We start from the raw sequence: 24,792 nt of genomic DNA, 5'->3' as shown, positions 1-24,792 counted from the left end.
AAGGGGCTGCCGTTTAGGGCAAACCGCCCTGATACCCCTGTCCGTCGCGGAGATCCGCCGCCTCATCGGCCTGGTCCTCTGCCCGCACCGCCTCATGCCACAGCACCATCTGCGCTGGTCATGGTGGAGACGCCTCAGCCAGACCCGGGCCCGGCGCAGTCACTACAAACGCCGAGGCCACAACCTGCAACTGTGATTGCAGTACTAGGCATTACGGTCACGACGGCGGTCGAGGCGGCCGTGGTCGCCGTACTGGCCGGCACGACCTTGCTCGTCAGCGTCTACGGCCACGCCCTCATCCTGCGCCTCAGCCCCCTGTTCACCGCCGCACTGACAGCCACGCTGGTGCTACTGGCCGCCTTCGTCGTCACCCACGCCGAACCCGGCCAAGTCCCCGAAGCGCACTGCGCGGCGCTGACCTCGGTGCCGCAATGCTGATCGGCTTCGCGATCATGGCGTCCGTCCCGCTGTCGTGGGGGAGCGGCGCCGACTACGCCCGCTACCTGCCCGCCGACACCTCCCCGCGAGCCGTGGCATGGTGGACGACGCTCGGCGGCTTCGCGTCGGCCGTCCTGCTCAGCATCGTGGGCGTACTCGCCAGCACCGCCGTCGACATGACCGACCCTCAGACCTCGCTCAAGGACATCGTGCCCGGCTGGTTCTACCCACTGCTCCTGCTGGCCATCGTTCTCGGCTCCGTCGCCAATAACATCCTCACCACCTACAGCTCCGGCCTCGCCCTGCAGGCCGTGGGCATCCGCATCGGCCAGTGGGCCGCTGTCCTGCTCGACGGCCTCGCCGCCACCGCGATCACCGTCTATGCACTGTTCATCACCGACTTCCTCGACGCGCTCAACGAGGTCCTCGAACTCACCGTCGCCGTCCTCGGCCCCGGCCTCGCCATCAGCGTCGCCGACGTCATCCTGCGCCGGAACCACTACCGTGGCCCCGGACTCCACGACGAGACCCCCACCAGCGCCTACTGGTACCACGGCGGCATCAACATGGCCGGGGTCGCCGCCCAACTCCTCGGCACCGGCGTCGCGCTCCTGTGCCTCAACTCGCTGTACGTCGGGCCCGTCGCGTCGACGCTGAACGGAGCGGACGTGTCCGCGCTGCTCGGCCCACTCGTCGGCGGCCTGACATACACGGCCCTCTTCCGCTCCCTCTGCTCCCGCCAACTCGACCGGGTGCGCCAAAACCAGGTCGCGTATGGGCCCTGCTGCCAGCGAAGGCAGATTCCCCCGCGCGGCAGGGCCATCACGTGAGGTAGACGGGGGTGGGGCTAGTGCCGCGGCAGGCAACGTTTGCCCGTCAAGGAGCGCGTCCGGTACGTGCTCTCGGTGTGCCGGCCGGAAGCCCTCGTACTGGATGTACTTGGGATTTCGGCCGGTGCGGCGAGAGGGCGTGCCGGGCGTCGCGACGGGGCGAACGTTGCCTGATGCGGCACTAGTTAGCCGGGCCGGGGCGATGCACGTCGGCGTACACCCGTGCCCGGACCCCGGGCTCACCCGGAAGGCGCCGCACCGGGGCGATACCGGAGGTTGCCCACTGCCGCTGGAGGCCCTCCAACACCGCGCGCAGGGTGCTCTCGTCCGCGGCGGTGATGTCCAGGACTACGAGCCCCGGCCCGGCGATGTGCTGTTCGTCGATCTGCATGCCCTCACCGACGGCGCCGACCGTGCCTGCGGTTGGCCGGCCGGACAGGGAGCATCCGTACGAGGGAGCCCGGTCACCGACCCGACCAGTACCGCTCGCACGACTCGCCCCCGGCCCGTAGACACGAAGGGCAGCCGCGCCCGCCGACAGGACCGGGCCGGCTGCACCACTGCCCGGGAGCCGCGCCAATGCCCCAGCGAGCGGCCAGGACCCCCCGTAAGGCTGCACCGCTGCGCGGGCCTGCGGTCTTCGGGGCAGGGGCGGGTACAAGTACCCGTATGGCACATGAACGGATCCGGTGGCCGGCCGTCGTGGACCGGGCCCGCCAGATCGTGGAGAGCTACGAAGGCGGCGTCACGCTGCACCAGGTCATGTACCGGCTCGTCTCCGAGGGCGTGCTGCCGCACACCCCGTCGATGTACCGGCACCTGTCCTCCGGCCGCACCCTCACCTACCGATACGACGCCGCCGGGCAGCTCACCGCCCGGTCCGACGCACTCGGCCGGACCGTGTCCTACACCTACGACCAGCTCGGCCAAGTTGTCCGCAAGGACGTGGCAGGCAAGGTGACCACCTACGCGTACGACCGGGCCGGACGCCTGCTGCACGCGGCCGGACCGGACAGCGAGATCCTCTACGCATACGACCGGCGTGGCCGGACCAAGACCAAAATCCTCGACGGCCGCGCCATGAACTACGCCTACGACACCCTGGGCCGCCGGGCCCGCCGCATCACCCCACCGGCGCGATCACCCAGTACGGCTACGACGCCGTCGGCCGTGCCGCCCGGATGACCAGCGGAGGCCGCGAGATCGCATTTCGGGGGCCGCTCCCTCAGCCACCGCCACTACGCGCACCGCGCCGACGGCCGTCCCACCTCCATAACCGACGACCTTTTAGGCTCCCGCACCCTCGATCTGGACGCCACCGGCCCCCGCTCCTATACCGGAACCCCGTGATGTCCTGGAGCCTTTACAGCAGGTTGCGTGCTTCGGTGGCTCGCCCGCGCGGGGACGCGGCGACTGGGGGACCGCGAGCGCGGTGACCAGGTAGACGAGCGTCGGCACAGCGCCGGCGATGAGCATCCACCGCCGCGCGCAGGGGGTGAGGAACGCCCGCGCGTCCGCGCCTGCGAGTGAGCTGTCAGGGAGAAGAGGCGGAGGGCGGGGCCGGAGTCGATCGCGGCGACAAGGAAGACGGCGCCGACGGCCGCCATGGTGTGCCGGAGCCCGATGCGGCCGGCGATCCAGCCATTGTTGAACCCGCGCGCTTGCCCATCCGGCTGAACTGGAGTCAGCATCCTTGCAGCCAGGGGCACAGGCGGCCGCAGTGGCCGGCTGCTCACCCATCACCCTGCGGGTCCGTCTGCACCGGGCGGTTCATGGCGCGAAGCTCACCATGAGCACAGCCAGGGACAGCAGTAGCATTCCCAGGCAGTTGACCCAGAACGTGGAGTTCAAGGCTCGCGCGCGAATGTGGGATGCAGCGGCCGCCAGGAAGTAGACAACGATCGCAGCAGTGGTGGTCATGGCGACGCCGGGCACCCAGAGCCCGACGATGAGCCCCACTACGGATGTTGCCTTAAGGGTGATCAGCGCCCACCACCAGTCGCGCGGGAACCGTATGCCGTCCAGGCAGTCGACGATGAATCTCGGTGGACGGAGCATCATTGCGGCGTCGCCTGCCTGTATCGCGAGCAGGATCAGGATCGGCCAGACGGGAGACGGGAGTTCAGAGAGGGTCATCGGCCATCCTCTTCGTATACGGTGACGAATTCGGCGGTGCGCCGGATCCCGGTTGCCGTCTGCTGCCGGTCGGTGGACCCCGCAGCAAGCAGCATCAGCTCACCCAGGTAGCTGGTGAACATCACCTGCGCACCGTGCCGGGCGCGGGGGTCGGGTATTCCCGCCTTCACCATCGCAGCGGTGAGATTGTGCTCGGTCAGCGTGCGCAGCCCGCGGAGGGCCGCGTTCTCGGGTTGACCACGGGTCAGGGTCCGGAAGTACGCGCGCGCGAGTTCTTCGTTCTCGGCGAACAAATCGAGGAACGGGTCGAAGTAATGGGCCAGGTAGTCGACCGCGGAGGCCGCGGACTCCGCCACCGGTGGCGCGGGGATGCGGGCGGCGATGGCTTGGTCGTAGACAAGGCTCAGCAGAGACTCCTTGTCTCCCACTGCCATGACGGCACCCACGGAAACACCCGCTTCCGCCGCGATCTGCCGCACCGTTGTGCCCTGGAAGCCACGCTCCTGGAAGAGTCTTTCGGCGGCCTCGATGATGCGGGTGGTGGTCCGCTGTTTTCGTTCGGCGCGAGTTGCCTGAACGCGTTCAGTGAACATGTTCAGAAGATAGTCGGCGCGGCTACGCCGACGCAATAGTGTCGGTTACTGAGGTTGAACTCGTGGTGTCGTAGGGGCTGACGGCTTGTCGTTCGTGCGGTATCACCGGTGCATGCGGTATCCACAAGGGGGCGGGCTGACCGCCGAACGGCAGTTGTTCCGGGAGGAATTACGGCTTCAGGCGGCGGGTCGGTTCGCCCGGGGCGAGGCGAGTTCGGTGATCGCCAGGGACTTGCGGGTCAGTGTCCGCTCGGTGCAGCGATGGCGGCCGGCGTGGGAGGAGGGCGGTCCGCGGGCTCTGCGGTCGCAGGGGCCGGCGTCGCTGCCGAGGCTGAGCGAGAAGCAGTTCACGCAGCTGGAGGCGGAGCTGGCCAAGGGGCCGGCCGCGCATGGGTGGGAAGATCAGCGCTGGACCCTGAGCCGTGTGAAGACGGTGATCGGCCGGCGCTTCCATATGACCTACACCGTTCAGGGCGTTCGCAAGCTGCTGGTGCGTAACGGCTGGTCCTGCCAGGTCCCGGCCCGGCGCGCCATCGAGCGGGACGACGATGCGGTGGCCGGGTGGGTCAAGGAGGTGTGGCCCTGCGCGGAAGGCTCGCGGCGGCTCGTGGAGCCTGGCTCGTGTTCGAGGACGAGGCCGGTTTCTCTATGACGCCGCCGCAGGCGAAGACCTGGTCCCAGCGCGGCCGGACCCCGGTGGTCCGGGTACGGGGCCGGTCCGGGAGACGGGTCTCCATTGCCGCCCTGACCTGTTACAAGCCCGGCCACCGGTCCCGGTTGATCTACCGGCCAGGCCGGGACGACGGCCGCCGCGACGGGCGCAAGAGCTTTTCCGTAAGTTGTTGGGCGGCCCGGGAGGGACGGGTGTGGCTAAAGAGCTTTTGCCTTCAGTGGCTTGCCAGGAGTGGCCGCCCGGCTCTCCGGGGCGCCCTGGCTGCTGATTGAGATGTGCGCGCAGTATGCGGTCGCTGATTACGGAGATGACAGCGGGGTGTTCCTCGGGCCGACGGCACGCGGTGCGGAACGAGGAGGTGCGAGTGAACGAGCAACGGGACCAGCTCAGGGCCGGTATCGACGCGGGTAAGGGGCATCACTGGGCGGTGGTGGTCGACAAGACCGGCGCCACGCTGTGGTCCAAGAAGATCGAGAACGACGAGTCGGCGATCCTGACCGCCATGGGCGAGATCCTGAAGCTGGCGGACGAGGTGGCCTGGGCTGTGGACATCTCCGGCACGTCCTCCGCACTGCTATTGGCCCTGCTCGCGGCTCACGGCCAGCAGGCCGTCTACGTGCCCGGCCGCACGGTCAATCGCATGGCCGGGGCCTACCGGGGCGAGGCGAAGACCGACGCCCGCGACGCCTACGTCATCGCGGAGACCGTCCGCCACCGGCGGGACTTCGCCACCATCGACGCGCCCGCCCAGTTGGCCGCCGACCTGGCCCTGCTGACCGCTCACCGCAGTGACCTGGTGGCCGACCGGGTACGGATGATCAACCAGCTGCGGGATGTGCTGACCGGCGTCTTTCCTGCCCTGGAGCCGGCCTTCGATTACTCCGCCCACAAGGGCGCGCTGGTCCTGCTGACCGGCTACCAGACTCCGGCTGCGATCCGGCGCCGCGGCCGTGCGAGGCTGACGGCCTGGCTGGCCAACCGCAGCGTCCGAGGCGCCGACACGGTCGCCGGCACCGCGCTGGAGGCCGCCGAAGCCCAGCAGACCGCGCTGCCCGGCGAGGATGCCGCGGGCCAGACCGTGGCGAACCTGGCCGGGCAGATCCTGGCCCTGGACGACCGTCTGAAGGATACCGACCGGAAGATCCGCGACACCTTCCGAGCTCGCCCGCAGGCAGAGATCATCGAGTCCCTGCCCGGCATCGGACCGATACGCGGCGCCGAATTCGTCGTCGCCGCCGGCGACCCGTCGGCCTACACAGACGCTGGCCACCTGGCCTCGGCGGCCGGGCTGGTGCCCGTTCCGCGTGACTCGGGCCGTCGCACCGGCAACCTGCACCGGCCCAAGCGTTACAGTCGCCGCCTGCGGCGGGTGTTCTACATGTCCGCGCAGACCAGCATCATCCGCGAAGGCCCGAACCGGGACTTCTATCTCAAGAAGCGCGGCGAGGGGTGCAAGCACGTCCAAGCGGTCATCGCCCTGGCACGCCGACGGGCCAGCGTTTTGTGGGCGCTGTTGCGTGACAACCGGGTCTTCACCTCCGCCCCGCCAGTCACTCTGGCGACTTGACTTCATCATTGAGACTCCTGGCGTGACTACCGGGACCTGCTGACCGCCGCCCACCAGCAACTCGGAGGCCCGATCGTGCTCATCTGGGACAATCTCAACGTCCACAAGGCCGCCGGGCTCCGGGAGTTCGCCGAAGCCCCCCGACTGGCTGACCATCTACTACCTGCCGCCCTACGCACCCGACCTCAACCCCGTCGAAGGCATCTGGTCACTTCTGCGACGCGGCTGGCTCTCCAACGTCGCCTTCACCACCCCGGAACACCTCATCCAACGCATCCGACGCGGCCTACGGCACATCCAGTACCGCAGCCACCTCATAGACGGCTGCCTCGCCGAGACCGGCCTGACCATCAGGCTTACCTGACCGACCATGCGACACCACGAGTTCAACCTCAGTAACTGGTTTTCTGGAGTGATGCTGGAGGCTCGGCCGCGAGGTAGTGGGCGGCCTCGTGTTCGACGGGGGTGACGTGGCCGAGCTCGCCGTGGAGGCGGCGCTGGTTGAACCAGTCGATGTACTCGGCGACCGCGATCTCGATGTCGTTGATACCGGTCCACGGTCCCTTGTTGCGGATCAGCTCGGCCTTGAACAGGCTGTTGAACGCCTCGGCCAGGGCGTTGTCACACGAGTCGCCCTTGGAGCCGACCGAGGCCACGGCTGCCTCCTGTTCGAGACGTTCGGTGTAGCGGAGAGCTCGGTATTGGACTCCGCGGTCCGAGTGGTGTGTAAGGCCGGTGAGGTCGGCGCCGGTGTGCCGGCGGCGCCAGATCGCCATCTCCAGCGCGTCGAGGGCGAGGTCGGTGTAGAGACTGGTGGCGACCTGCCAGCCGACGACCATGCGCGAGAAGACGTCGATGACGAAGGCGGCGTAGACCCAGCCGGAGAAGGTGCGGATGTAGGTGATGTCCGCTACCCACAGGTGGTTCGGCGCGGTCGCGGTGAACTGCCGCTCGACCAGGTCGGCGGGCCGGGCGGTCTCGGGAGCCGGCCGGGTGGTGCGCGGGCTCTTCGCCCGGATCACCCCGCGCAGTCCGGCCGCTCGCATGAGACGCTCGACCGTGCAGCGGGCCACCTCGAATCCCTCGCGTACCAGGGCTGCGTGGACCTTGCGTGCCCCGTAGACACCGTAGTTGGCCTCGTGGATCCGGCGGATCTGCAAAGTGAGTTCCTCGTCGCGCAGGCTGCGGGCCGAGGGCGGGCGGGTGCGGGCGGCGTAGTAGGTGCTCGGCGCGATCGGTGCGTCCGTCTCGGCGAGAACGTCGCAGATCGGCTGGACGCCGAACGTCTCCTTGTACTGGTCGATGTAGGCGACTAGGACGCGACCCAGGGCAGGATCCAGGGCGCGACCCGGGGCGCGACCTGCCGGGAAGGTCACCGGCCACGCCGGGCCCGGACGTTGTCCGCGATGTCGTCCGTCGGTTGTCCGCGCGTTGTCCGCAGACAACCAGCAGACAACGCCCGGACAACATCGCGGACAACCTCTGACCTGGGAAGACAAGTCAGACAACCAAGTCTGCGGTACCCCCTCTCAGCCCGGAATCAGGGTGAACGGACCGCCTGGCGGCGCCGGGTTACGCCGCCGGCCTGGCGGACGCCCGGGGGCCGCTCACGAGTGCTTCCGTTTCCCCTGGCGGAGCAGGGCCTCGACGATGCGCTGGGCGACGGGGTTCCCCGATGAGCCCTTGGCGTTCGTGGAGTTGACCGAATAGACCAGCGTGCGGCTCAGGTCCGCGGTGGCGGCGATCTGCGTGCTGTAGCCGTAGCGAGCGCCCGACTTGAGCCAGTAGACCGTGTTCCCGTACTCGAACCGCTGGAGTCCCGCGCTGTAGGTGGCGTCGCCGATCCCCGGCGGGAGGGTGAACATCTCCCGCAACTGGGGCTGCGGCACGATCCGCCCCCGGAACAACGCCGTGACGAGCCGTTCCAGGTCCGCGGTCGTGGAGATCATGTCGCCGGCCGCCCAGCGGTCCGCCTGGTTCCACTCCGTCACGTCCACCAGCCGACTGGTCCCGTCCGGCCCCGGCACTGACTCGTAGCCGCGGTTGTGCGGTCCCCGGATGCGCGGATCGGTCCCCGGGAAGTACGTGTCGCGCATACCGGCCGGACGAAGCACCAGCCGCTCGGCCGCAGCGGCGTACGACTGCCCCGTCACCTTCTCGATCAGCATGCCGAGGATCGTGTAGTTGATGTTCAGATACTCCTGTCGCTCACCCGGGTCGAACGCGGGCCCCTGAGCCACCGCCGACGCCACGACCTGCTCGGGTGTCAAGATGTCGAAGCGGTGCGCGTACTGGTCCTTGAAGTCGTCGCCCCAGCCCTCGCCCGGCTTGATGCCGCTGGTGTGGTTCAGCAGCCGGCGTACCGGGACGGGTTCGAACGCGGGGGTCAGCAGCCCGGGGAGATAGCGCTGCACCGGCGCGTCCAGATCGACCCTGCCCTGTGCCGCCAGCCGCAGCACGACCGCCGCCGTCACCACCTTCGTCGTCGAACCCGCCCGGAAAAGGGCACGGGGGTCGGCCGCCCGGCCGCTCACCAGGTCGTGCACCCCCGCACTGCCCCGCCAACTGCCGTCCGTGCCCCCGACCCGTACCAGCGCGGCCGTTGCGTCGGCATCGGGCAGACCGGAGATGGCCGCGCGCAGGGCATCGGCGTCGGGGCCGCTCACCGCCCGCGTGACCGCCCCGGGGGTCGCGGCGGAGGCGGGAGCCGCCAAAGGCCCGGCCGTGAGGGCGAGCATGATGGCGGCGGTGAGAACAGTGCGGGGCGTACGCGGACGCATGAGCGCTCCTCGATGGTGTCGGTGCGTGATCGTCGATCATCCTGCGGCCCGCAGGCGCCCGCCGGGATCGTCCACGAGGAGGGCATCCGCCCCGGCCCTGACCCGGAAGCGCCCCCGGCCCGGCCCCGGAAGCCGTCGGGGTCGACCCCCTGGTGGGCGGAGACGTCGCCGACGGACGACGCCCTGTTCGCCACGACCGTCGAGGAGACCGACTCCCTGCCAGAGGCTTCGGAAGACTAGGAGTGTTTCGGCTTCGCTTGCTTCTTCGCCGGGGCCTTCCCCGCCGTCTTCTTTCCGGGTTTCGTCTCGTGGACGTCGGCGTGCTCGCCGGTCTCGCAGCGGGCCCGCGACGTCGACTACAACCCCGCCCGCGGTTGGCGCAGGCCGATCTCTGGTGCGCCGTGAACCGTCTCGCGCACGGCGGCGGCTCCGGCTTGGTGGCCGGCGTGGGCGTACAGCACGACCATCGAGCACGTACTGATGAAGAGCCGAGGCAGGTCCGGACCGCCGGCTCCTGCACACGTCACTGACGAATACGGCTGCGTACTGACCGGCAACGCAAGGCTGATACGATGGAGGGCATGGGACTGATTGAGGTAGACAGGTTCTAGCCACCGAACTGCCGGTGGCTTTCACTCGTGTGGGCGTCGTCCACATCGGTGAACGATCGTTTCTCGACGCACGCGCGTGAGTCCGCCCTTCCGGGCGTTGACACCGCCGCGTGAATCTCGCCGGCACGTTCGCATCGCATCGCACCGACCTTGGTCCCGGGTGCATGACTGCGAACGCGCGACTACGACCTGCTGAGAATGCAACCTCCTCCCGCCCGGCATTCGGGCAGCGGCTCCCATGCCGCAGGAGCGTGGCTCTTTGCCAGTTCCACTCGCACCTCTCGCCGCATCGACACACGGCCCCGTGGTCGGTTGTCCTGCCAGTTCCGCTGGCTCACACAACCCGTTCACGAATGGCATTCCCATGCAACATCGCACCTCGCGTTCCCGCACTCGTCATCGTCGAGCGCACTGGAAGACCGGCGCTCCGGCCCTTGCCACCTGCACGAATCCCGCCTGCGGCAAGGCCACGCCCTCGCATCGCGCCTGCCAGCACTGCGGCTTCTACCGGGGGCGTGAGGTCTTGCCTCCTACCGGTGGTGACGCATGAGCACCGTCCTGACCCCAAGGAGCCGTTGGATGCGCATTCGCGATCACCTCGCGCAGACGGGCATGCCCGCATTCCGGTTTCACCAGCTCATCACCGCGTGGCAGAGCTCGACGGCCGAGACCTTCGCCGATGTCCACGCCCTCCCGGCGCGCCTTCGCGGCGAGCTCGCGGAGCGGTTCGGGCCGCTGCTGCACCCGCTGACTCCGCTGGAGGTGCAACGGGACGAGCAGGTCGAGAAGGTGCTGTTCGCATCGGACGGCGGAGCGCGGATCGAGACCGTTGTCTCGCACTATCGAGCCGGATGGGACTCCATGTGCGTCTCGTCGCAGGCCGGATGCGGTCTGGGCTGCACCTTCTGCGCCACTGGGGCGGTCGGCCTGATACGCAACCTCACAGCGGACGAGATCGTCGCACAGGTGATGCATCCACGTTGGACGCGCACGGGCCTGCCGAGGCCGGCCAGCGTCGCGTTCATGGGCATGGGGGAGGCCCTTGCCAACCCGCATGTGTTCGACGCGCTGACGCTGCTGACGGACGCCGCCTACGCCGACATGTCCGCGCGACGGGTCACAGTCTCCACGGTCGGGTTCGCACCGAATCTCGCCCGCCTCGTGGATGAGCACCCGCAGGTGACGATCACGCTCTCGGTGCACTCGCCGTTTCCGCAGGAGCGGGCGCGGATCATCCCGCTCGAGCAGACGTTCCCGCTCGCGCAGAGCCTCGACATCCTCGACCGGCACGCTGCCACGCGTCGTCGCAAGGTCTACCTGGCCTATCTGCTCATTGCCGGCGTCAACGACAGCGACGACCACCGCGCTGCCCTCGCCGAGCTGGTCCACCGGCGCTCCAGGCCCGAGCTGTTCCACGTCAGCGTCATCCGTTACAACGAAGCGGTCGGCGCGGCGCCGGAGTATCGCGCACCGTCCTCGACCCGCGTGGACGAGTTCGTGCGCGGGCTCACCGCGCGCGGCGTGCACACGACCAGACGGCGCCAGTTCGGCACGGGCATCGAGGCCGCCTGCGGGCAATTGCACGCGAGGTATTTCGCCACGCCTTCCCCGGGGGCTGCCTCAGCCGACACAGAACTGATCCCCGTCACGCCCGTCGGTTGACGGACGAGAGAAGAGAGAAGCACTGACTATGTCTACGAAGTCCGCCGTCGTGCTGCGCGATCTGACTTTCGAGTGGCCCGAAGGCACCGTCGCGCTCGCCGGTGTCAACGGCACCTTCACTGCCGGTAGAACCGGGCTGATCGGCCGCAACGGCGCCGGCAAGTCCACTCTGCTCCGGCTCATCGCCGGTGACCTGCGGCCGACTGCCGGGCAGATCGACACCGTGGGCGAGGTCGGCTACCTGCCGCAGACGCTCACACTGCGGCAGGACACCACCATCGCCGAGCTGCTCGGCGTCCACGAGATCCTCGACGCGATGAAGGCGATCGAGTCCGGCGATGTCGACCAACGCCACTTCGATGCGATCGGTGACGACTGGGACATCGAGTCCCGTGCCGACGAAGCACTGCACCAGATCGGGTTCTCCGCCGCAGACCTCGGCCGCCGCGTGGCCGAGGTCTCCGGCGGAGAGGGCATGCTCATCGCGATCACCGGGCTGCGCATCCGTCGCGCTCCGATCACTCTGCTCGACGAGCCCACCAACAACCTTGACCGCGCCACGCGCGCCAAGCTCGCCGAGTTCGTCGACCAGTGGCCCGGGACGCTCGTCGTCGTCAGCCACGACCTCGAACTGCTGGAGCACATGGACAACACGACCGAGCTCTACGGCGGCACCCTGGACACGTTCGGCGGCCCGTACAGCGCATGGAAGGAGCACCAGGAGCAGGAGCAGGCGGCCGCGGCGCAGGCCGCACGCTCAGCCCAGCAGGCGCTCAAAGTCGAGAAACGGCAACGCATCGAGGCGGAGACGAAGCTGGCGCGCCGTGAGCGGACTGGGAAGAAGACCCAGAAGGACGGCGGCATCCCGAAGATCCTCGCCGGCAACCGCGCCAGCAAGGCTCAGGCATCCGCGGGATCACTGCGCTCCACTCTCGACAACAAAGTCCAAGCCGCACAGGCCGCCGTCGATGTTGCGGACGCACGCGTCCGCGACGAGGAGCACATCCATCTCGTCCTGCCCGATCCGGACGTCCCACGAGGACGACGGCTGGCGGAACTGGAGGACGAGGGCCGAACCGTGGTGATACAGGGCCCGGAACGGGTGGCGCTCGTCGGCGCGAACGGCGCCGGGAAGTCGACCCTGATCGAGCAGCTCGTTCAGCGTGTCGAGCCGACTCCGGGGCGACCGCGCGGCCGCCTTGTCACCGAACTCATCGGTTTCCTCCCGCAACGTCTCGATGGGCTCGATGATGACGCCAGCGCGATGGAGAACGTACAGGCTGTCGCCCCAGGCACGCCGGCCGGCACCATCCGTAACCAGCTTGCCCGGCTGCTCCTCCGCGGTGACAGCGTGGACCGCCCCGTCCGCACACTCTCCGGCGGGGAGCGATTCCGGGTCTCGCTCGCCCGGCTCCTCCTGGCGGCGCCGCCTGCCCAGATGCTGATCCTGGACGAGCCGACGAACAATCTCGACATCGCCAGCGTCGAGCAACTCGCCGAAGCCCTCGACGCGTACCGCGGCGCGCTTCTCGTCGTCAGCCACGACTTCGCGTTCCTCGAACGGATCGGCGTCGACACCATCATCGAGCTCGACGGAAACGGACGGATGCATCAGCGCCGGGACCTGGGCATCTGACCGTCTGGGATCGGGCACTACGACAAGCGGGCCAGGAGGCGGGTCGTCACATGACTGCCCCGCCTCCTCGTTCGCGCGCCGTTGTCACGCGCCGATCCACGCGCGCCATCACGCGCTCACCGTGCCGTGGGGCCGTGGCGTACGGCTGGGTGAGCCCCGTCTTCGTCTGCGGGATCCGCCATCTTCCACGGCGAGTTCGGTGAGTGTCAGATACGGCTGGGTGACCTGGCGGTGCTCGGCATCAACACCCTCTGCGGCAAGCCAACCGATCAGCCGTTTCTTCAGTCACGACGTCGTACCTGGATCACGGCACTGCACTGCCCGCTCAATTCCGAGATCTTCGGCGAACACATCGAGAGGAAGAAAGAGTATGAACAGCAACCGAGATCAGACGCGGCTCACGGCGCCGCCCGTGCCCTTCGCCCCCGAACTCAACGCGGAGTTGGAGAACCTGGGCACGCCCCAGGAGAACGCGCCGACGTCGGCCGACGACATCCCCCGGTGGCGTGCGCAACTCACCACGACGGACCCTTCACTCGAGGAGCTGCGCGATCACGGCAGGTTCGAGATCCAAGAGTTCCTCGCCCCCGGTCCGGACGGAGCACCGGACGTCTCGCTCCTCTTCGCACGCCCCACCGGCCTACGCCAACAAGCGCCGGTCATCTACCACATGCACGGCGGAGGCATGATCGGCGGATCCAACCGCACCGGAATGCAGACGATCCTCCACGAGTGGGCTGAGCCCCTCGAGCTGGCGGTCGTATCCGTCGGCTATCGGCTGGCACCTGAGCACCCGTACCCAGCGGCGATCGAGGACTGCTACGCCGGGTTGATGTGGCTCGCCCGCCATGCCGGCATGCTCAGCGTGGACCGCCAACGTGTCATCGCCGTTGGCGGCAGCGCCGGCGGAGGCCTCACGGCTGCTTTGGCCCTGATGGCCCGCGACCGAAAGGGCCCCGCCATCCTTGGCCAGTTGCTGATGTGTCCCATGCTCGACGACCGCAACGACAGTCCCTCGGCACACCAGATGACCGGACTGGGAGTGTGGGACCGCCGTGCCAACAGCCTGGGTTGGACCGCTCTTCTCGGCGAGAAACGGGAAAGCTCGCAGGTCTCGTACTATGCCGCGGCCGCCCGCGCAGCGGACCTGTCCCGGTTGCCGCCCGCCTATGTGGACGCCGGTGCCGCAGAGACCTTTCGTGACGAATGCATCCAGTACGCGACGCGCATCTGGCAAGCCGGCGGAGATGCCGAACTGCACATATGGTCAGGCGGCTTCCACGGCTTCGACCAACTGGTGCCACAGGCTGAAGTCTCCCGAGACGCCCGCCGGACCCGCTTCCGTTGGCTCTGCCGTCTGCTGAGACAGTGTCCTGTGCGGTGAGCCGGAGAAGTCGCTCGTAGCAGCACAGTGTCGCGGCGAGGCTGGGAAGGGCCAGGTCATTGCAGGGGAGGCGTTCGCAGTCTTCGAACGAAACGGAGATCTATCGTGTCTTAGCGTGCCCTGCGCATCCTGCTGATCCTGACCCTGCTGCTGGTCCTGGTCGTCGTCATCGGCCTGGCGATGGGCGGACTCGCCTACATGACGCACCAGCACCCCACCCTCGCCACGCCGCTGACGGTCGCCATGGGTGGTGCGACGCTCCTGGTGACGTGCCTCGGCGCCGCCGTTGCCATCGCAGCCCTCGCCACCCGATGACGACGCACACATGCTCCCCCCGGGCCGGCCCCGCCGCGCCGCGGCTCGGGAGCCGAGCCCCCCGCACGGGAGGTGCGCCCGGGGCCGCATCTACGGGTCAACGTAGCGGTGCTGCTCGCGGTCGTCATCGTGTTCCGGCCGCGCCGCCGTACCGAGGCGCGCAGTCGGCTGGACGAGAAGTTCACGGTGATCATCGTCCTGACCCTGGGCGTGCTCATCGCTCCGACGCCCGTGGGCCAGGGGATCATCAGCTTCCTCGGCCAGCTCGCGAGCGGCGTCACACAGTCCGCCCGCTGAACAGGACCCGGATCCGCATCGGTACCTGTTCACGTTTCCCTGGTGTCCGTTCAGGACGACGGTGGCGGCGGGAACGTGTGATCGCGGGCGTTCAGGTACGCGCCGATCCGCTCGGGGTCGTCGAGCATGAGCGCCGCCAGTTGCGAGCCCGCCCACAGGGCGAGGGTCAGGGCCATCTCCCGTGCGTCCTCGCCCTGGTGGCCGTCGCGGAGGTACCTCAGGTACAGGGCGCCGATGCGGACGAGCCGTTCGGTTCCGGCGGAGTCCTGCGGGCGGGGGCGGCGGTACACCTCATCGCCGAAGTCACGCAGCCACCGCTCCACTCGGGCCCGGTCCCCGACCTGCCCGGCGACGTAGGCGCACAGTTCGGGACGCCAGCCACTCGACCAGCAGCAGCGGGCTCTCGCGCAGCGTGCCCTCCTTCTGCCGGCTCTCCAGCTTTTCCGTCAGCGTGCGGTGCAACTCCCAGTTGGCCGGCAGCGGTCCGTCCGCGCCCGGAGCGTGCCGGGCGGCTTCATCGAGGGTCGCCGTCCTGATCAGGGGCAGCGCGAACGCGCCGGGCGCGAGCCGGGCGGCGGGCCGGGGTTCGGTGGCGGTGGGGCGGGACAGCGCGTGGTGGCCCTGGTGGATCGACGGCGCCGTCGCGGGTGATGGTGAGCCGGTCGGGGCAGGCCTGCATCCACGGGGTCTCGACCGGGTCGGTCCCGTGCAGCTCAGGCGGTCCGGCGTACCACTCTGCGCTTCTCGTCCCCGGCCGTGGGTTCGAGGGCCTGCTCGCACATCCACTGCTGCACAGTGGCGAGGTCCTGGCCGAGCCGGACCGAGCGCATGCGACGGTCCGCGGCGGCAACGACGCCGACGGGCACCCGCGACGGACACCCGGCACCGGAACCGCGACCCCGACGGTGCAGCAGCAACTGCGTCGGCACGGTAGATCCGAGGCCCGGCAGAAGAACGCCGACCGTATTTCTGCCGGTGGAACTGCCTGGGATCGTGCCCGTCCACCGTGATCGACTGGGTCTGCCGCGGGGGCGCTGCCCCCGCGCCGGCGGACAACCCCGCCGTCGACGCACAGCGCCCCCGCCTGGACCCCCTCGGTGGTCCAGAAACGAGAAGCGGGAAATGTCGAGCAGAGCGAAAGGCAAGAGCCAGCATGAAGCAGAAGATCATTTTGCTTGCCGGTGCCATGGCTGTGGCCGGTGGTGTCGTCATCGCGGCCGCGGCCGCGGCCACCGGCCAGGCGTCCGCGGCGGACCCCGGACAGCCCGTTTCCGCCCCCGCCCCGCACGCGACCGTGGCCTTCGACGACCAGCCCTCCGTGACCGATCCCGGCCTCGTCGCGCCGCTCGGCGAGTTCGGCACGGGTCGGCGGACGCCGCGTCCCTAAGTGCTGTCCCGTAAATGATCTACGGCATGCTGGTTGATCAGCGTTGTTTCCCGGTCATCCGGCGAGGGTGAGGTTGTGGAGGCGAGCGATGCCGAGCATGGCGTGGCGAACGCCGTCGCCTTTCAGGCGGCAGTCGCGGAGGATCTTCCAGGTCTTCATGCGGGCGAAGGCGTGCTCGACTCGGTCGACGATCCGGTCGGCCGCGGACTTCGACACCCCGAACAAGGGGGCGAGTTGGCGCAGGGTGAGGTTGGTCCGCCAGTACGCGGCGACCAGCAGGACCCGGTCCTCCAACGGCAGGCTCCAGGGCCGGCCCTTGCGGACTGGGTCGGCACCCTCACGCCGTAGCGCGGTGACCAACTTGCCGAACTGCCGAGGGCTCACCCCAGTGAACGGGGCTATCCAGGACGACTCCGACGCCGTGATCACACCAGCCACGGCGAGATCATCTCACCCCTGACCAGCAGTTACGGGACAGCCCTTAGGGGCAATACCGGTGACTTTGAGCTGTGTTGGTCGTTGGATGTGTTGTGCCAAGGCCTGGGCAGGTGAAGTCGTCGGGTGAGCGGTTGTCGGACCGGATCGCTTTGGGGGGTTGACGCGGGTGTTTCCACCCGGGGTGGTGGATGAGGTGATCGCGGAGTGCGGGCGCCGGGAACAGCGTTCCCGGCTGCTGCCGGCCCGGGTGGTGGTGTATTTCGTGCTCGCGATGTGCCTGTTCTCCGGGCAGGGCTATGAGGAAGTCGCCCGGCTGCTGACGCAGGGCCTGGAACGGGTGCGGCAGTGGGAGAAGCCATGGCACGTGCCGACGACGGGTGCGATCGGCAGAGCCCGCAGACGGCTGGGGCCGGAGCCGTTGAAGGCACTGTTCGCGCGGGTGTGCCGACCGGTGGCCGTCCAGGACACGGCCGGTGCCTGGTATCGCGGGTGGCGACTGGTCGCCGTGGACGGCACCGTCTTCGACGTCCCGGACACCAAGGCGAACAGCACGTACTTCGGCCGTCCCGGATCCGGCCGGGGACAGCAGCGCAGTGCCTACCCGCAGGTGAGGGTCGCTGCGCTGGTGGAGTGCGGGACACACGCGGTGTTCGCCGCGGCAACCGGCCCGCTGTCGGTTCATGAACAGCAGTTGATTCCCGGCCTGCTGGGCCGGCTCGGGCCGGGAATGCTGCTGATGGCCGACCGCGGCATCACCGGATTCGAGCTGTGGCGGGCCGCTTCGGGCACGGGCGCGGACCTGTTGTGGCGCGTCCGCAAGAACATCGTGCTCCCGTTCCTCGAAGCCTTCGAGGACGGCTCCTACCTGTCCGAGATCGTCGCGGCAGGCGACCGCAAGCGCCAAGATCCGGTCCGGGTCCGCGTCATCGAGTACACCCTCGGCCGTGAGGACGACGGCACCGTATACCGGCTGATCACGACCGTCTGCAACCCGCAGGAGGCCTCTGCTGCCGATCTGGCGGGCCTCTACCATCAGCGCTGGGAGACCGAGAACACCCTGGACGAGATCAAGACCCACCAAGGTGGCCGTCAGCTGGTCCTGAGATCGCAATACCCCGATGGCGTCGAGCAGGAAATCTACGGCTTCCTCCTCGTCCACCACGCACTTCGGGACGTCATGCACCACACCGCTCACCAGACCGGCCTCGACCCCGACCGGCTGTCCTTCACCCGCACTCTTCGCATCGCCCGCCGCCACGTCACCGACCAGGCGGCACTTTCCCCCCTCACGACTCAGCCAGGCCCTGACCCACACCATCCGTGAGCTGCTGGAACGACTCCTGCCACCCCGCAGGCAACGCTCCAACCCACGCGTCATCAAACGCAAGATGGCCAACTGGCACCTCAAACACACCCACCACCGCAACCCGCCCCGACCACCCACCAGGGCAATCACACTCGTCCCACCCACCAAACCAACCAGCAAGCACCAGAAAAACACCTAAATCACCGGTATTGGCCCTAGGAGCCGCCTTAAGGTGCCGCCATGTCGATACGAATTCATTTCAACAGCGAAGACCGCGGTGACAAGGGACACTACGAGTACGAGGACGGAGAAGGGCTCGAGTACCGGTACCTCGTGCTGGACAGCGGTGCGCTCGCGGTGTTCGAGAAAGAGACCGGCGGGTCCATTAAGGGCTGTCCCGTAACTGCTGGTCAGGGGTGAGATGATCTCGCCGTGGCTGGTGTGATCACGGCGTCGGAGTCGTCCTGGATAGCCCCGTTCACTGGGGTGAGCCCTCGGCAGTTCGGCAAGTTGGTCACCGCGCTACGGCGTGAGGGTGCCGACCCAGTCCGCAAGGGCCGGCCCTGGAGCCTGCCGTTGGAGGACCGGGTCCTGCTGGTCGCCGCGTACTGGCGGACCAACCTCACCCTGCGCCAACTCGCCCCCTTGTTCGGGGTGTCGAAGTCCGCGGCCGACCGGATCGTCGACCATCTCGGCCCGTCGCTCGCGCTCCATCCCCGCCAGCGGTTCCGCAAGTACACCGTGCTGACCGTGGACGGCACCCTGGTCCCCACGCGGGACCACTCGGTCGCCGAGAAGTCGAAGAACTACCGGTACTCCACCAACCACCAGGTCGTCATCGATGCCGGTACCCGCTTGGTCGTCGCGGTCGGCCTGCCGCTGCCCGGCAACCGCAACGACTGCAAGGCGTGGGAGCTGTCCGGCGCCAAGGCCGCTGTCGGTAAGACCACGGCGATCGCGGACGGTGGCTACCGCGGCACCGGCCTGGTCATCCCGCACCGCCGCGAACGGGGTCAGGCCGCACTCCCGGACTGGAAAGAAGAGCACAACCGTTCGCACCGCAAGGTCCGCGCCCGAGTCGAGCACGCCTTCGCCCGCATGAAGACCTGGAAGATCCTCCGCGACTGCCGCCTGAAAGGCGACGGCGTTCGCCACGCCATGCTCGGCATCGCTCGCCTCCACAACCTCACCCTCGCCGGATGACCGGGAAACAACGCTGATCAACCAGCATGCCGTAGATCATTTACGGGACAGCACTTACCTCACAGCCATGGTCCACGCGATCACCCAGTGGGCCGAAGACGCCTGGCCCCGCGCCGCCGGCCAGGCGATCCCCGTGATGGGTCCCGTAAATCTGCGCACGCCCGGTGAAGCAGGGGCGCCCGGCGACCGGCTGTTTCCGACCCGAAACGACCTGCCCGGCGGCACCATGCCTGTGGACTGGTGGCTGGCGCGTACGCGGGCCGTCACCGCTGCCCTGAAGCCGGGCCGGGGACACAGGACGGTGCTCCGAGCTGCGCTCACCCGCCTTCCCCGGTGGCTGTTCGAGCGACTCGTGGCCGCCAGGGCCTGTCCTGAGTCGTGATCAAGGTGTGGGGCGGAGGCTGCGTATCCGGATCACCGCCCCACCCAGGTGGAGGCCGGCGAGGTGGTTCTCGGGTGTCTTGTCGTAGCGGGCCGCGCGATGCCTCGCTGTTGCTTCAAGCGGTTGAAGCAGCGTTCGACACGTTGCGCTGCTTGCAGAGCTGCTTGTCGAAGGCCGGCGGGCGTCCGCCTCGGCTGCCGCGTCGGAGCCGGTTGCGGATCTGGTCGGCCCGCTCCGGGACGGTGTGGCTGATGCCGCGCCGTCGCAGCCAGGTGCGGGTGTCTCTGGAGCTGTGGCCCTTGTCGCCCAGGACATGGGCAGGCCGCCCGCTCGACTTCACCGTGACGGGCGGGAGCACCAACGACCGCACCCGGTTCACCGCCGTGATGGAAGCGATACGGGTGCCCCGGACCGGTCCGGGACGGCCCGGAGCATGCCCTCGAGCGTGCCGTCCAGGTTCCACCGGCGAAAGCGGGTGTGCAGTGTGGCCCGCGGGTCGTACCGCTCGGGCACGTCCCGCCAGGCCACCCCCAGTGCGGAACTTCCACACGATCCCGTTGAGCACCGTTCGGTCATTCAGCCGCTTCCGGCCCCGCAGTGACACCGGCAGCAGTGGCCGGACGAACTCCCGCTCCACATCGGACAGTTCATGGCGACGTATCACCCGACCCTGATCCACTACTCGGGATCATTTGAGGGGCACCGCCCAGTCCCGGGAGCATCGCCGATTTTTCCGAAGCAGCGATAGGGCGCGATCTGCGCACTCAGGAACATCCATGTGGCCTGCATCACATAGTGCTGGCGCGGTGACGCTGCCTCATGTTTCTCTCTAGATGTTCTAATGTCCAACATTTGGAGGTCTTTGATGGAGGGGCTGCGACAGCCGCGCCGGGCGTCGACTCTGGCTGCGCAAGTCGCTGACCAGCTGCGGGAACAACTGGCGTCCGGGCGGTGGCCGGTGGGGACACGGATCCCGGGCGAACAGGAACTGGCCGAAACACTCCAGGTGAGCCGAAATACCATTCGCGAAGCACTGCGAGCACTTGTCCATCTCGGCCTGCTGGAGGCGCGAGTCGGGGATGGTACCTACGTCCGGGTCACCAGTGAGCTGGAGGCGGTTCTACTGCGCAGGGCGGCCGCCACGGCGCCGGCGGACGTCCTGGAACTGCGGGCGGTTCTGGAGGAGCACGCCGCCGGACTGGCCGCCGAACGACGATCGGAATCAGACACCGCTCGGCTGCAAGAACTCCTCGCCGCGGCCCGCGAAAGCAACCGCTCGGGATCGATGGCACAGGTCGCCGTCGCCGATGTCGCCTTTCACCTCGCAGTCGTCCAGGCCAGCGGCAACGAGCTGCTCGTGGAGCTGTACGAATACCTGGGCAGCGCCCTGTCAGCTCTCCTGACGGTGCTGCCATGGGATGACGACGTTGCTGCCAAGCACGATCACTGGCACAGCGCACTCGTCGAGGCGATCAGCGCAGGCGATGTGGTCGCTGCCCGCCATGCGGCATCCATGTTGGTGCACATGACCGCCCGGCTGGCCGCAGGGCAGGACAGCGCGGTCGAACGGGACCGGTCGGCATGCGAGTGAGCCACTCCCACCACTCCCTGGACCAGGCGAGGCAGACTGCGCCGGGCAGGCGGTCCACGGTGTGGCTGCTGATAGGTGTTTTGCTGGTCGCGGGGAACCTGCGCGCCGCACTGACCGGCGTGGGACCGTTGCTTCCCAGCATCGAGAAAACGACCGGCCTGTCCGGTACCTGGGCCGGGTTGCTCGGCACTCTTCCGCTGCTGACGTTTGCCGCCACCTCCCCGTTGGTCGGCCGCACCGCGCACCGCTACGGGGCACCGCAGGCTCTGGGCGCCTCGCTGACAGTGCTGGCAGCCGGGCTGCTGGTGCGCTCCCTGCCCGGGGTGGTCTTCCTGTGGGTGGGCACTGTGGTGGTCGCAGCCGCGATCGCCTACGGCAACGTACTGCTGCCCTCGGTCGTCAAGAGCACCGTGCCAGAGGACCGGATCGGCCAGGTGACCGGCCTCTATGTCACCGCGATGGGCCTGCTGGCCGCCGTGTCGTCCGGGGTGTCGGTCCCGCTGGCCGACCATCTGCCCGGCGGATGGCGCACTGCCCTGGGCTGCTGGGCCGTGCTGGCCGTGCTGGCCTTCGTGGTGTGGGCGCCGCAGCACCGGCGTACGGACTCTCCGGCACCAGCACGTGCGTCGCGAGAGCGCATCCCCTGGCGTTCCTCCCTCGCATGGCAGGTCAGCGGCTTCATGGGGCTGCAGTCACTCGGCTTCTACAGCACGATCGCCTGGCTGCCCAGCATCGTGCACGATCACGGGGTGGGGGAGGCCGCAGCCGGATGGCAGTTGTTCCTCTTCCAGATCATCGGCCTCCTCTCCAGCAGTGCGCTCCCCCTCCTTGCCCGCAGGTGGAAGGACCAGCGGATCTTGGCAGCATCTGCATCGACGATCGGCGCCCTGGGCTTCGCCCTGCTGGCGGTAGCCCCCCAGTGGGCCGTCGTATCCAGCGTGCTCACAGGCTTGGGAGGCGGAGCGTGCCTGGTCCTGGCCCTGACCTTCCAGGGCCAGCGTGCGGCGGACGCATCACAGGCGGCCGCCCTGGCCTCGATGGCCCAGTCCGTCGGATACCTCGTGGCCGCCACAGGGCCGCTCCTCCTCGGCGTCTTGCACGACCTCACCGGCGGATGGACGCTGCCACTCCTGCTGCTGGTCGCCCTGACTCTCATCCAGGCCGTCGTCGGCTTTGGCGCAGGCCGTGACCTGTGTCTGCAAGCCACCTCGCGAACTCGCACACCCATACGCACCGGAGAGTGAATGTTATGACCATGACCGCCCCCTTCAGCTACCTCGACACACCGACGGCAGCACCGCTGTCGATCAGCGAACTCATGCCCGGTGTCTACAACCTGCTGGAATACGCCGCAGTCGCGGCGGGCGAGCAAGTGCTGATCCTGGCCGAGCACGGCACCGACCCGGTGGTCATCCAGGCCATCGCGGCGGCGGCCGCCTACCGCAACGCCGAAGTGCATGTACTGTCCCTGCCGCCGTTCAGCGCCGGCGGGTGGGACGCCGCAACGCCCTCACCGCTGCCGGCCTCCGCACACGCCGCCGCCGACGTGGTGATCTCGCTGACCTGGTGGGGCGAAGTGCACACAACCCAGCTTTTCTTCAACGAGATCGCCAAGCAAAAGGCACGGTTCGTCTCACTGCACCAGACAGCGACCGCTGCGGCGCTGGCCACCGGGGCGCGGTTCCCACTTGAGCTGTACTTCGCGCTGGAGGCCAGGGCATACGCCCGGATCACTGCGGCCCAGGAAATACGGGTAACCACCACCCTGGGGACAGACGTGACCTTCCGCGCCTTCACCACCCCCGGTCACCCGAGCACCCCCCTCACCAGCGGCATGTGGCGGCCCTTTCCCTACGGAGGCGCCAACTTCTACCCCGACCAGACCGACGGTGTCGTCGTGATGGAGGAGTCCACGGTCACAGGTGTACCCGCCGAGCGAATCACTCTCGAGCTGGCCGGCAACCGCGTGACCGCCATTGAAGGGAGCGCGGCTGCCGCCGAACTGCGCCGCTACGCACCGAACGGCTACTACATGCGGCACGCTCTCATCGGCCTCAACCCCAAGGTACGGTCCGCGGGCGGCACCCAGTTCGAACGTGAGAAGCATGCCGGAGCGTTCTACTTCGGCCTCGACGGCCTCACCACACAGGGCACGATCGACCGCAACGGTCCCGGACACGCGCACTGTGACTGCCAGTTCGACGCGCCCACCATCACCCTCGACGGCGAGCGTTTCGTGGACAACGGTCACCTGCTTCTCCTCGACGATCCGGAAATCCACCAACTCGCCCAGAAGTTCGGTCCCGCAGAGGTCCTCCTCAATCCCAATCCGCGGCTCGTCCTGCCGCCGCGCCACAGCCGCTGACCCGGCTGCGGCTAGTACTCCAGTGCGGTTTCGTGATCTATCCAGCGGGTCCATCGGCGGATCGTCGTTGGTAGTGGCTGCGTCGGGCTGTTGCCTGGTGGCGTCTGCGCCAGGTGGACCAATGCAGCAGTCTGGCGGCAGTCATGGCCGGAGGGATGAAGACGGCGACGAGCAGGTGACGGATCTCCGGGACGGTCAGCATGATCGGGTCGTGGCTGCGGGCGGGATGTTGCGGATCGGCAGGGGCGGGGTTCGCGTCGGCGGCGAGGGCGGTCAGGAAGGCCAGGGCCGGCATGGCGAGCGTGATGTGCCGGTGCCATGAGGTCCAGTGCCTGACCTGGTAGTGATCCAGGCCGACCTGGCTCTTGGTGGCCTGGAAGCACTCCTCGACACTCCAGCGGACACCGGCGACGCGGACGAGCTCGTGCAGGGTGACCTGGGTAGGTGACCAGCAAGGTAGAAGGCGAGTTCACTGGTGGTCCGGTTGCGGCGGATCAACAGGTGGCGATGGACGCCGGTGCCGGTGTGGATCCAGGCCCAGTCGTAGGAGCGCGGGCCCTTCGCGCCGGCTCCGGCGCTGTGCCGCTGCCGGGCAGAGGCGGGCAAGCGGTCGGCGAGGACATCGGCGCGGACAGGGGTGCGGCCCTGGTTGATCCGGACCCGGGTGGAGCAGGCGACGGCCATCATGTAGCCGATGCCGATCCGCTCCAGGCGTGCGCGTAACTGCGGGTCCTGGCCGTAGGCTTCGTCGCTGATCGCCATGCGGCCCGGCTCCCGCACCCGGCTGTGCCACCGCCTGCGCACCCACCCTGCGGGCAAGGGCAAATGCCGCAGCATGGGCGAGCGCGACTTCATCGCCCTGATCGACGGCGCCTATCAGCTTCTCAAGGCGCCGATCGTGCTGGTGTGGGACCGCCTGAACACCCACGTCTCCCACGCCATGCGCGAGCTGATAGACCAGCGCGAGTGGCTGACGGTGTTCCTGCTGCCCGCCTACTCGCCCGACCTCAACCCCGTGGAATGGGTCTGGGCACACGTCAAGCACAGCCTGGCCAACCTTGCCGTCGTCGCCCTCGACCGACTCGAAGCCCTCGTCCGCAACCGATTCAATCGCCTCCGGTACCGGCCCGACACCCTCGACGGCTTCATAGCCGGCACCGGCCTGACCCCCGACACCCCAACATCACCCTGACACGCC

At 68.5% G+C, this 24,792-nt stretch carries 26 protein-coding genes and 5 pseudogenes; 22 read left to right on the top strand and 9 right to left on the bottom strand.

Annotated features, from left to right (window positions below; translation table 11 throughout):
* From ACFYY6_RS35295 to ACFYY6_RS35285, 3 genes and pseudogenes are all read left to right on the top strand, one after another.
* Positions 1–196, top strand: a pseudogene (locus tag ACFYY6_RS35295) (hypothetical protein); the annotation flags it as partial.
* Positions 193–438, top strand: a complete 246-nt coding sequence (locus tag ACFYY6_RS35290) for a hypothetical protein (RefSeq protein ID WP_388653740.1) — start codon at positions 193–195, stop codon at positions 436–438. The pseudogene ACFYY6_RS35295 and the gene ACFYY6_RS35290, both read left to right, overlap by 4 nt.
* On the top strand, positions 432–1,268 hold the full coding sequence (locus ACFYY6_RS35285) for a purine-cytosine permease family protein (RefSeq protein WP_388653738.1): 837 nt from the start codon (positions 432–434) through the stop codon (positions 1,266–1,268). Before ACFYY6_RS35290 ends, ACFYY6_RS35285 begins: the two co-directional genes overlap by 7 nt.
* Positions 1,269–1,449: 181 nt before the next feature.
* Here ACFYY6_RS35285 and ACFYY6_RS35280 read toward each other — a convergent pair whose 3' ends face one another.
* Positions 1,450–1,659 carry a DUF6207 family protein gene (locus ACFYY6_RS35280; protein ID WP_351526138.1) on the bottom strand — a complete coding sequence of 70 codons (210 nt, stop codon included), beginning with the start codon at positions 1,657–1,659 and terminating at the stop codon, positions 1,450–1,452.
* 278 nt (positions 1,660–1,937) lie between these two features.
* On the opposite strand from ACFYY6_RS35280, the gene ACFYY6_RS35275 reads away from it, so the two are divergent.
* The gene (locus ACFYY6_RS35275; RefSeq protein ID WP_351526137.1) at positions 1,938–2,453 is read left to right on the top strand and encodes a hypothetical protein; all 516 of its coding nucleotides are present in this window, start codon (positions 1,938–1,940) and stop codon (positions 2,451–2,453) included.
* A 585-nt stretch (positions 2,454–3,038) separates the two neighbouring features.
* On the opposite strand, the gene ACFYY6_RS35270 is transcribed toward ACFYY6_RS35275, so the two are convergent.
* Positions 3,039–3,404, bottom strand: coding sequence for a DoxX family protein (locus tag ACFYY6_RS35270; protein ID WP_351525422.1), 366 nt, complete (start codon positions 3,402–3,404; stop codon positions 3,039–3,041).
* The gene (locus ACFYY6_RS35265; RefSeq protein WP_388653734.1) at positions 3,401–3,997 is read right to left on the bottom strand and encodes a TetR/AcrR family transcriptional regulator; all 597 of its coding nucleotides are present in this window, start codon (positions 3,995–3,997) and stop codon (positions 3,401–3,403) included. Before ACFYY6_RS35265 ends, ACFYY6_RS35270 begins: the two co-directional genes overlap by 4 nt.
* 112 nt (positions 3,998–4,109) lie before the next feature.
* Here ACFYY6_RS35265 and ACFYY6_RS35260 point away from each other — a divergent pair, with 112 nt between their 5' ends.
* The 4 genes and pseudogenes from ACFYY6_RS35260 to ACFYY6_RS35245 form a co-directional block, all read left to right on the top strand.
* Complete coding sequence (locus tag ACFYY6_RS35260) at positions 4,110–4,649, top strand: winged helix-turn-helix domain-containing protein (protein ID WP_389197332.1); 540 nt, start codon at positions 4,110–4,112, stop codon at positions 4,647–4,649.
* Positions 4,646–4,831, top strand: a pseudogene (locus ACFYY6_RS35255) (IS630 family transposase); the annotation flags it as partial. The gene ACFYY6_RS35260 and the pseudogene ACFYY6_RS35255, both read left to right, overlap by 4 nt.
* Before the next feature lie 203 nt (positions 4,832–5,034).
* A complete protein-coding gene (locus ACFYY6_RS35250; RefSeq protein ID WP_389197330.1) occupies positions 5,035–6,237 on the top strand; it encodes an IS110 family transposase in 1,203 nt (400 codons plus the stop codon).
* Positions 6,238–6,252: 15 nt separating this feature from the next.
* Positions 6,253–6,601: pseudogene (locus ACFYY6_RS35245) on the top strand (transposase); the annotation flags it as partial.
* 28 nt (positions 6,602–6,629) lie between these two features.
* On the opposite strand, the gene ACFYY6_RS35240 reads toward ACFYY6_RS35245, so the two are convergent.
* Both ACFYY6_RS35240 and ACFYY6_RS35235 read right to left on the bottom strand, forming a co-directional pair.
* Positions 6,630–7,613: an IS3 family transposase gene (locus ACFYY6_RS35240; RefSeq protein WP_389197328.1), complete on the bottom strand. Its 984-nt coding sequence runs from the start codon at positions 7,611–7,613 to the stop codon at positions 6,630–6,632.
* A 231-nt stretch (positions 7,614–7,844) separates the two neighbouring features.
* On the bottom strand, positions 7,845–9,017 hold the full coding sequence (locus tag ACFYY6_RS35235) for a serine hydrolase domain-containing protein (RefSeq protein ID WP_389197326.1): 1,173 nt from the start codon (positions 9,015–9,017) through the stop codon (positions 7,845–7,847).
* Between the two features lie 849 nt (positions 9,018–9,866).
* On the opposite strand from ACFYY6_RS35235, the gene rpmF reads away from it, so the two are divergent.
* From rpmF to ACFYY6_RS35210, 5 genes are all read left to right on the top strand, one after another.
* On the top strand, positions 9,867–10,178 hold the full coding sequence (gene rpmF / locus ACFYY6_RS35230) for a 50S ribosomal protein L32 (protein ID WP_388653719.1): 312 nt from the start codon (positions 9,867–9,869) through the stop codon (positions 10,176–10,178).
* A gap of 29 nt (positions 10,179–10,207) precedes the next feature.
* On the top strand, positions 10,208–11,290 hold the full coding sequence (locus ACFYY6_RS35225; RefSeq protein WP_351635642.1) for a radical SAM protein: 1,083 nt from the start codon (positions 10,208–10,210) through the stop codon (positions 11,288–11,290).
* A gap of 28 nt (positions 11,291–11,318) precedes the next feature.
* The gene (locus ACFYY6_RS35220) at positions 11,319–12,926 is read left to right on the top strand and encodes an ABC-F family ATP-binding cassette domain-containing protein (protein WP_389197324.1); all 1,608 of its coding nucleotides are present in this window, start codon (positions 11,319–11,321) and stop codon (positions 12,924–12,926) included.
* 370 nt (positions 12,927–13,296) lie between these two features.
* Positions 13,297–14,310: an alpha/beta hydrolase gene (locus ACFYY6_RS35215; RefSeq protein WP_388653716.1), complete on the top strand. Its 1,014-nt coding sequence runs from the start codon at positions 13,297–13,299 to the stop codon at positions 14,308–14,310.
* A gap of 423 nt (positions 14,311–14,733) precedes the next feature.
* Positions 14,734–14,922, top strand: coding sequence for a hypothetical protein (locus ACFYY6_RS35210; protein WP_351635652.1), 189 nt, complete (start codon positions 14,734–14,736; stop codon positions 14,920–14,922).
* Between the two features lie 50 nt (positions 14,923–14,972).
* Here ACFYY6_RS35210 and ACFYY6_RS35205 read toward each other — a convergent pair whose 3' ends face one another.
* The gene (locus ACFYY6_RS35205) at positions 14,973–15,245 is read right to left on the bottom strand and encodes a hypothetical protein (RefSeq protein ID WP_351635654.1); all 273 of its coding nucleotides are present in this window, start codon (positions 15,243–15,245) and stop codon (positions 14,973–14,975) included.
* A gap of 830 nt (positions 15,246–16,075) precedes the next feature.
* Between ACFYY6_RS35205 and ACFYY6_RS35200 the strand changes: the two genes are divergently transcribed.
* Positions 16,076–16,309: a hypothetical protein gene (locus ACFYY6_RS35200; RefSeq protein WP_389197322.1), complete on the top strand. Its 234-nt coding sequence runs from the start codon at positions 16,076–16,078 to the stop codon at positions 16,307–16,309.
* 54 nt (positions 16,310–16,363) lie between these two features.
* On the opposite strand, the gene ACFYY6_RS35195 is transcribed toward ACFYY6_RS35200, so the two are convergent.
* A complete protein-coding gene (locus ACFYY6_RS35195; RefSeq protein ID WP_389197320.1) occupies positions 16,364–16,747 on the bottom strand; it encodes a transposase family protein in 384 nt (127 codons plus the stop codon).
* A gap of 92 nt (positions 16,748–16,839) precedes the next feature.
* Between ACFYY6_RS35195 and ACFYY6_RS35190 the strand changes: the two are divergent.
* The 4 genes and pseudogenes from ACFYY6_RS35190 (at position 16,840) to ACFYY6_RS35175 (ending at position 19,638) form a co-directional block, all read left to right on the top strand.
* A pseudogene (locus ACFYY6_RS35190) lies at positions 16,840–18,071 on the top strand (IS4 family transposase).
* A gap of 222 nt (positions 18,072–18,293) precedes the next feature.
* Entirely contained in the window at positions 18,294–18,473 is a 180-nt protein-coding gene (locus ACFYY6_RS35185; protein ID WP_389197318.1) for a hypothetical protein, read from the top strand.
* 12 nt (positions 18,474–18,485) lie between these two features.
* On the top strand, positions 18,486–19,256 hold the full coding sequence (locus tag ACFYY6_RS35180) for a transposase (RefSeq protein WP_389197316.1): 771 nt from the start codon (positions 18,486–18,488) through the stop codon (positions 19,254–19,256).
* A 67-nt stretch (positions 19,257–19,323) separates the two neighbouring features.
* Complete coding sequence (locus ACFYY6_RS35175) at positions 19,324–19,638, top strand: hypothetical protein (protein ID WP_389197314.1); 315 nt, start codon at positions 19,324–19,326, stop codon at positions 19,636–19,638.
* On the opposite strand, the pseudogene ACFYY6_RS35170 reads toward ACFYY6_RS35175, so the two are convergent.
* Positions 19,639–20,302 (bottom strand): annotated as a pseudogene (locus tag ACFYY6_RS35170) (transposase). It abuts the gene before it with no gap.
* 201 nt (positions 20,303–20,503) lie between these two features.
* Here ACFYY6_RS35170 and ACFYY6_RS35165 point away from each other — a divergent pair.
* From ACFYY6_RS35165 to ACFYY6_RS35155, 3 genes are read left to right on the top strand one after another with little or no spacing between them, the layout of a single operon-like run.
* Positions 20,504–21,229 carry a FadR/GntR family transcriptional regulator gene (locus ACFYY6_RS35165; protein ID WP_073791144.1) on the top strand — a complete coding sequence of 242 codons (726 nt, stop codon included), beginning with the start codon at positions 20,504–20,506 and terminating at the stop codon, positions 21,227–21,229.
* Entirely contained in the window at positions 21,220–22,473 is a 1,254-nt protein-coding gene (locus tag ACFYY6_RS35160; RefSeq protein ID WP_388653475.1) for a CynX/NimT family MFS transporter, read from the top strand. Before ACFYY6_RS35165 ends, ACFYY6_RS35160 begins: the two co-directional genes overlap by 10 nt.
* A gap of 11 nt (positions 22,474–22,484) precedes the next feature.
* Positions 22,485–23,594, top strand: a complete 1,110-nt coding sequence (locus tag ACFYY6_RS35155) for a hypothetical protein (RefSeq protein WP_388653476.1) — start codon at positions 22,485–22,487, stop codon at positions 23,592–23,594.
* A 37-nt stretch (positions 23,595–23,631) separates the two neighbouring features.
* Here the strand turns inward: ACFYY6_RS35155 and ACFYY6_RS35150 are convergent, their stop codons facing one another.
* Positions 23,632–23,889 carry a hypothetical protein gene (locus ACFYY6_RS35150; protein WP_388653478.1) on the bottom strand — a complete coding sequence of 86 codons (258 nt, stop codon included), beginning with the start codon at positions 23,887–23,889 and terminating at the stop codon, positions 23,632–23,634.
* 465 nt (positions 23,890–24,354) lie between these two features.
* Here ACFYY6_RS35150 and ACFYY6_RS35145 point away from each other — a divergent pair, with 465 nt between their 5' ends.
* Positions 24,355–24,786 (top strand): transposase, encoded by a 432-nt coding sequence (locus ACFYY6_RS35145; RefSeq protein WP_388653480.1) that lies wholly within the window; start codon positions 24,355–24,357, stop codon positions 24,784–24,786.
* Positions 24,787–24,792 lie beyond the last annotated feature (6 nt).

Source organism: Streptomyces sp. NPDC001750 (assembly GCF_042892615.1).
GTDB lineage: Bacteria > Actinomycetota > Actinomycetes > Streptomycetales > Streptomycetaceae > Streptomyces.
Note: the sequence above shows the minus strand (reverse complement) of the source record. Positions and strands in the feature narration are given on the sequence as shown.

Excerpts from the sequence above, each read along its gene's own strand:
- ACFYY6_RS35270 (WP_351525422.1), bottom strand. The coding sequence starts at position 3,404 with ATGACCCTCTCTGAACTCCCGTCTCCCGTCTGGCCGATCCTGATCCTG.
- ACFYY6_RS35275 (WP_351526137.1), top strand. The coding sequence starts at position 1,938 with ATGGCACATGAACGGATCCGGTGGCCGGCCGTCGTGGACCGGGCCCGC.
- rpmF (WP_388653719.1), top strand. The coding sequence starts at position 9,867 with ATGCCGCAGGAGCGTGGCTCTTTGCCAGTTCCACTCGCACCTCTCGCC.
- ACFYY6_RS35235 (WP_389197326.1), bottom strand. The coding sequence starts at position 9,017 with ATGCGTCCGCGTACGCCCCGCACTGTTCTCACCGCCGCCATCATGCTC.
- ACFYY6_RS35160 (WP_388653475.1), top strand. The coding sequence starts at position 21,220 with ATGCGAGTGAGCCACTCCCACCACTCCCTGGACCAGGCGAGGCAGACT.
- ACFYY6_RS35150 (WP_388653478.1), bottom strand. The coding sequence starts at position 23,889 with ATGCCGGCCCTGGCCTTCCTGACCGCCCTCGCCGCCGACGCGAACCCC.
- ACFYY6_RS35145 (WP_388653480.1), top strand. The coding sequence starts at position 24,355 with ATGCGGCCCGGCTCCCGCACCCGGCTGTGCCACCGCCTGCGCACCCAC.
- ACFYY6_RS35260 (WP_389197332.1), top strand. The coding sequence starts at position 4,110 with ATGCGGTATCCACAAGGGGGCGGGCTGACCGCCGAACGGCAGTTGTTC.
- ACFYY6_RS35280 (WP_351526138.1), bottom strand. The coding sequence starts at position 1,659 with ATGCAGATCGACGAACAGCACATCGCCGGGCCGGGGCTCGTAGTCCTG.
- ACFYY6_RS35225 (WP_351635642.1), top strand. The coding sequence starts at position 10,208 with ATGCGCATTCGCGATCACCTCGCGCAGACGGGCATGCCCGCATTCCGG.
- ACFYY6_RS35185 (WP_389197318.1), top strand. The coding sequence starts at position 18,294 with ATGTCGATACGAATTCATTTCAACAGCGAAGACCGCGGTGACAAGGGA.
- ACFYY6_RS35285 (WP_388653738.1), top strand. The coding sequence starts at position 432 with ATGCTGATCGGCTTCGCGATCATGGCGTCCGTCCCGCTGTCGTGGGGG.
- ACFYY6_RS35155 (WP_388653476.1), top strand. The coding sequence starts at position 22,485 with ATGACCGCCCCCTTCAGCTACCTCGACACACCGACGGCAGCACCGCTG.
- ACFYY6_RS35265 (WP_388653734.1), bottom strand. The coding sequence starts at position 3,997 with ATGTTCACTGAACGCGTTCAGGCAACTCGCGCCGAACGAAAACAGCGG.
- ACFYY6_RS35220 (WP_389197324.1), top strand. The coding sequence starts at position 11,319 with ATGTCTACGAAGTCCGCCGTCGTGCTGCGCGATCTGACTTTCGAGTGG.
- ACFYY6_RS35200 (WP_389197322.1), top strand. The coding sequence starts at position 16,076 with ATGAAGCAGAAGATCATTTTGCTTGCCGGTGCCATGGCTGTGGCCGGT.
- ACFYY6_RS35175 (WP_389197314.1), top strand. The coding sequence starts at position 19,324 with ATGGTCCACGCGATCACCCAGTGGGCCGAAGACGCCTGGCCCCGCGCC.
- ACFYY6_RS35165 (WP_073791144.1), top strand. The coding sequence starts at position 20,504 with ATGGAGGGGCTGCGACAGCCGCGCCGGGCGTCGACTCTGGCTGCGCAA.
- ACFYY6_RS35215 (WP_388653716.1), top strand. The coding sequence starts at position 13,297 with ATGAACAGCAACCGAGATCAGACGCGGCTCACGGCGCCGCCCGTGCCC.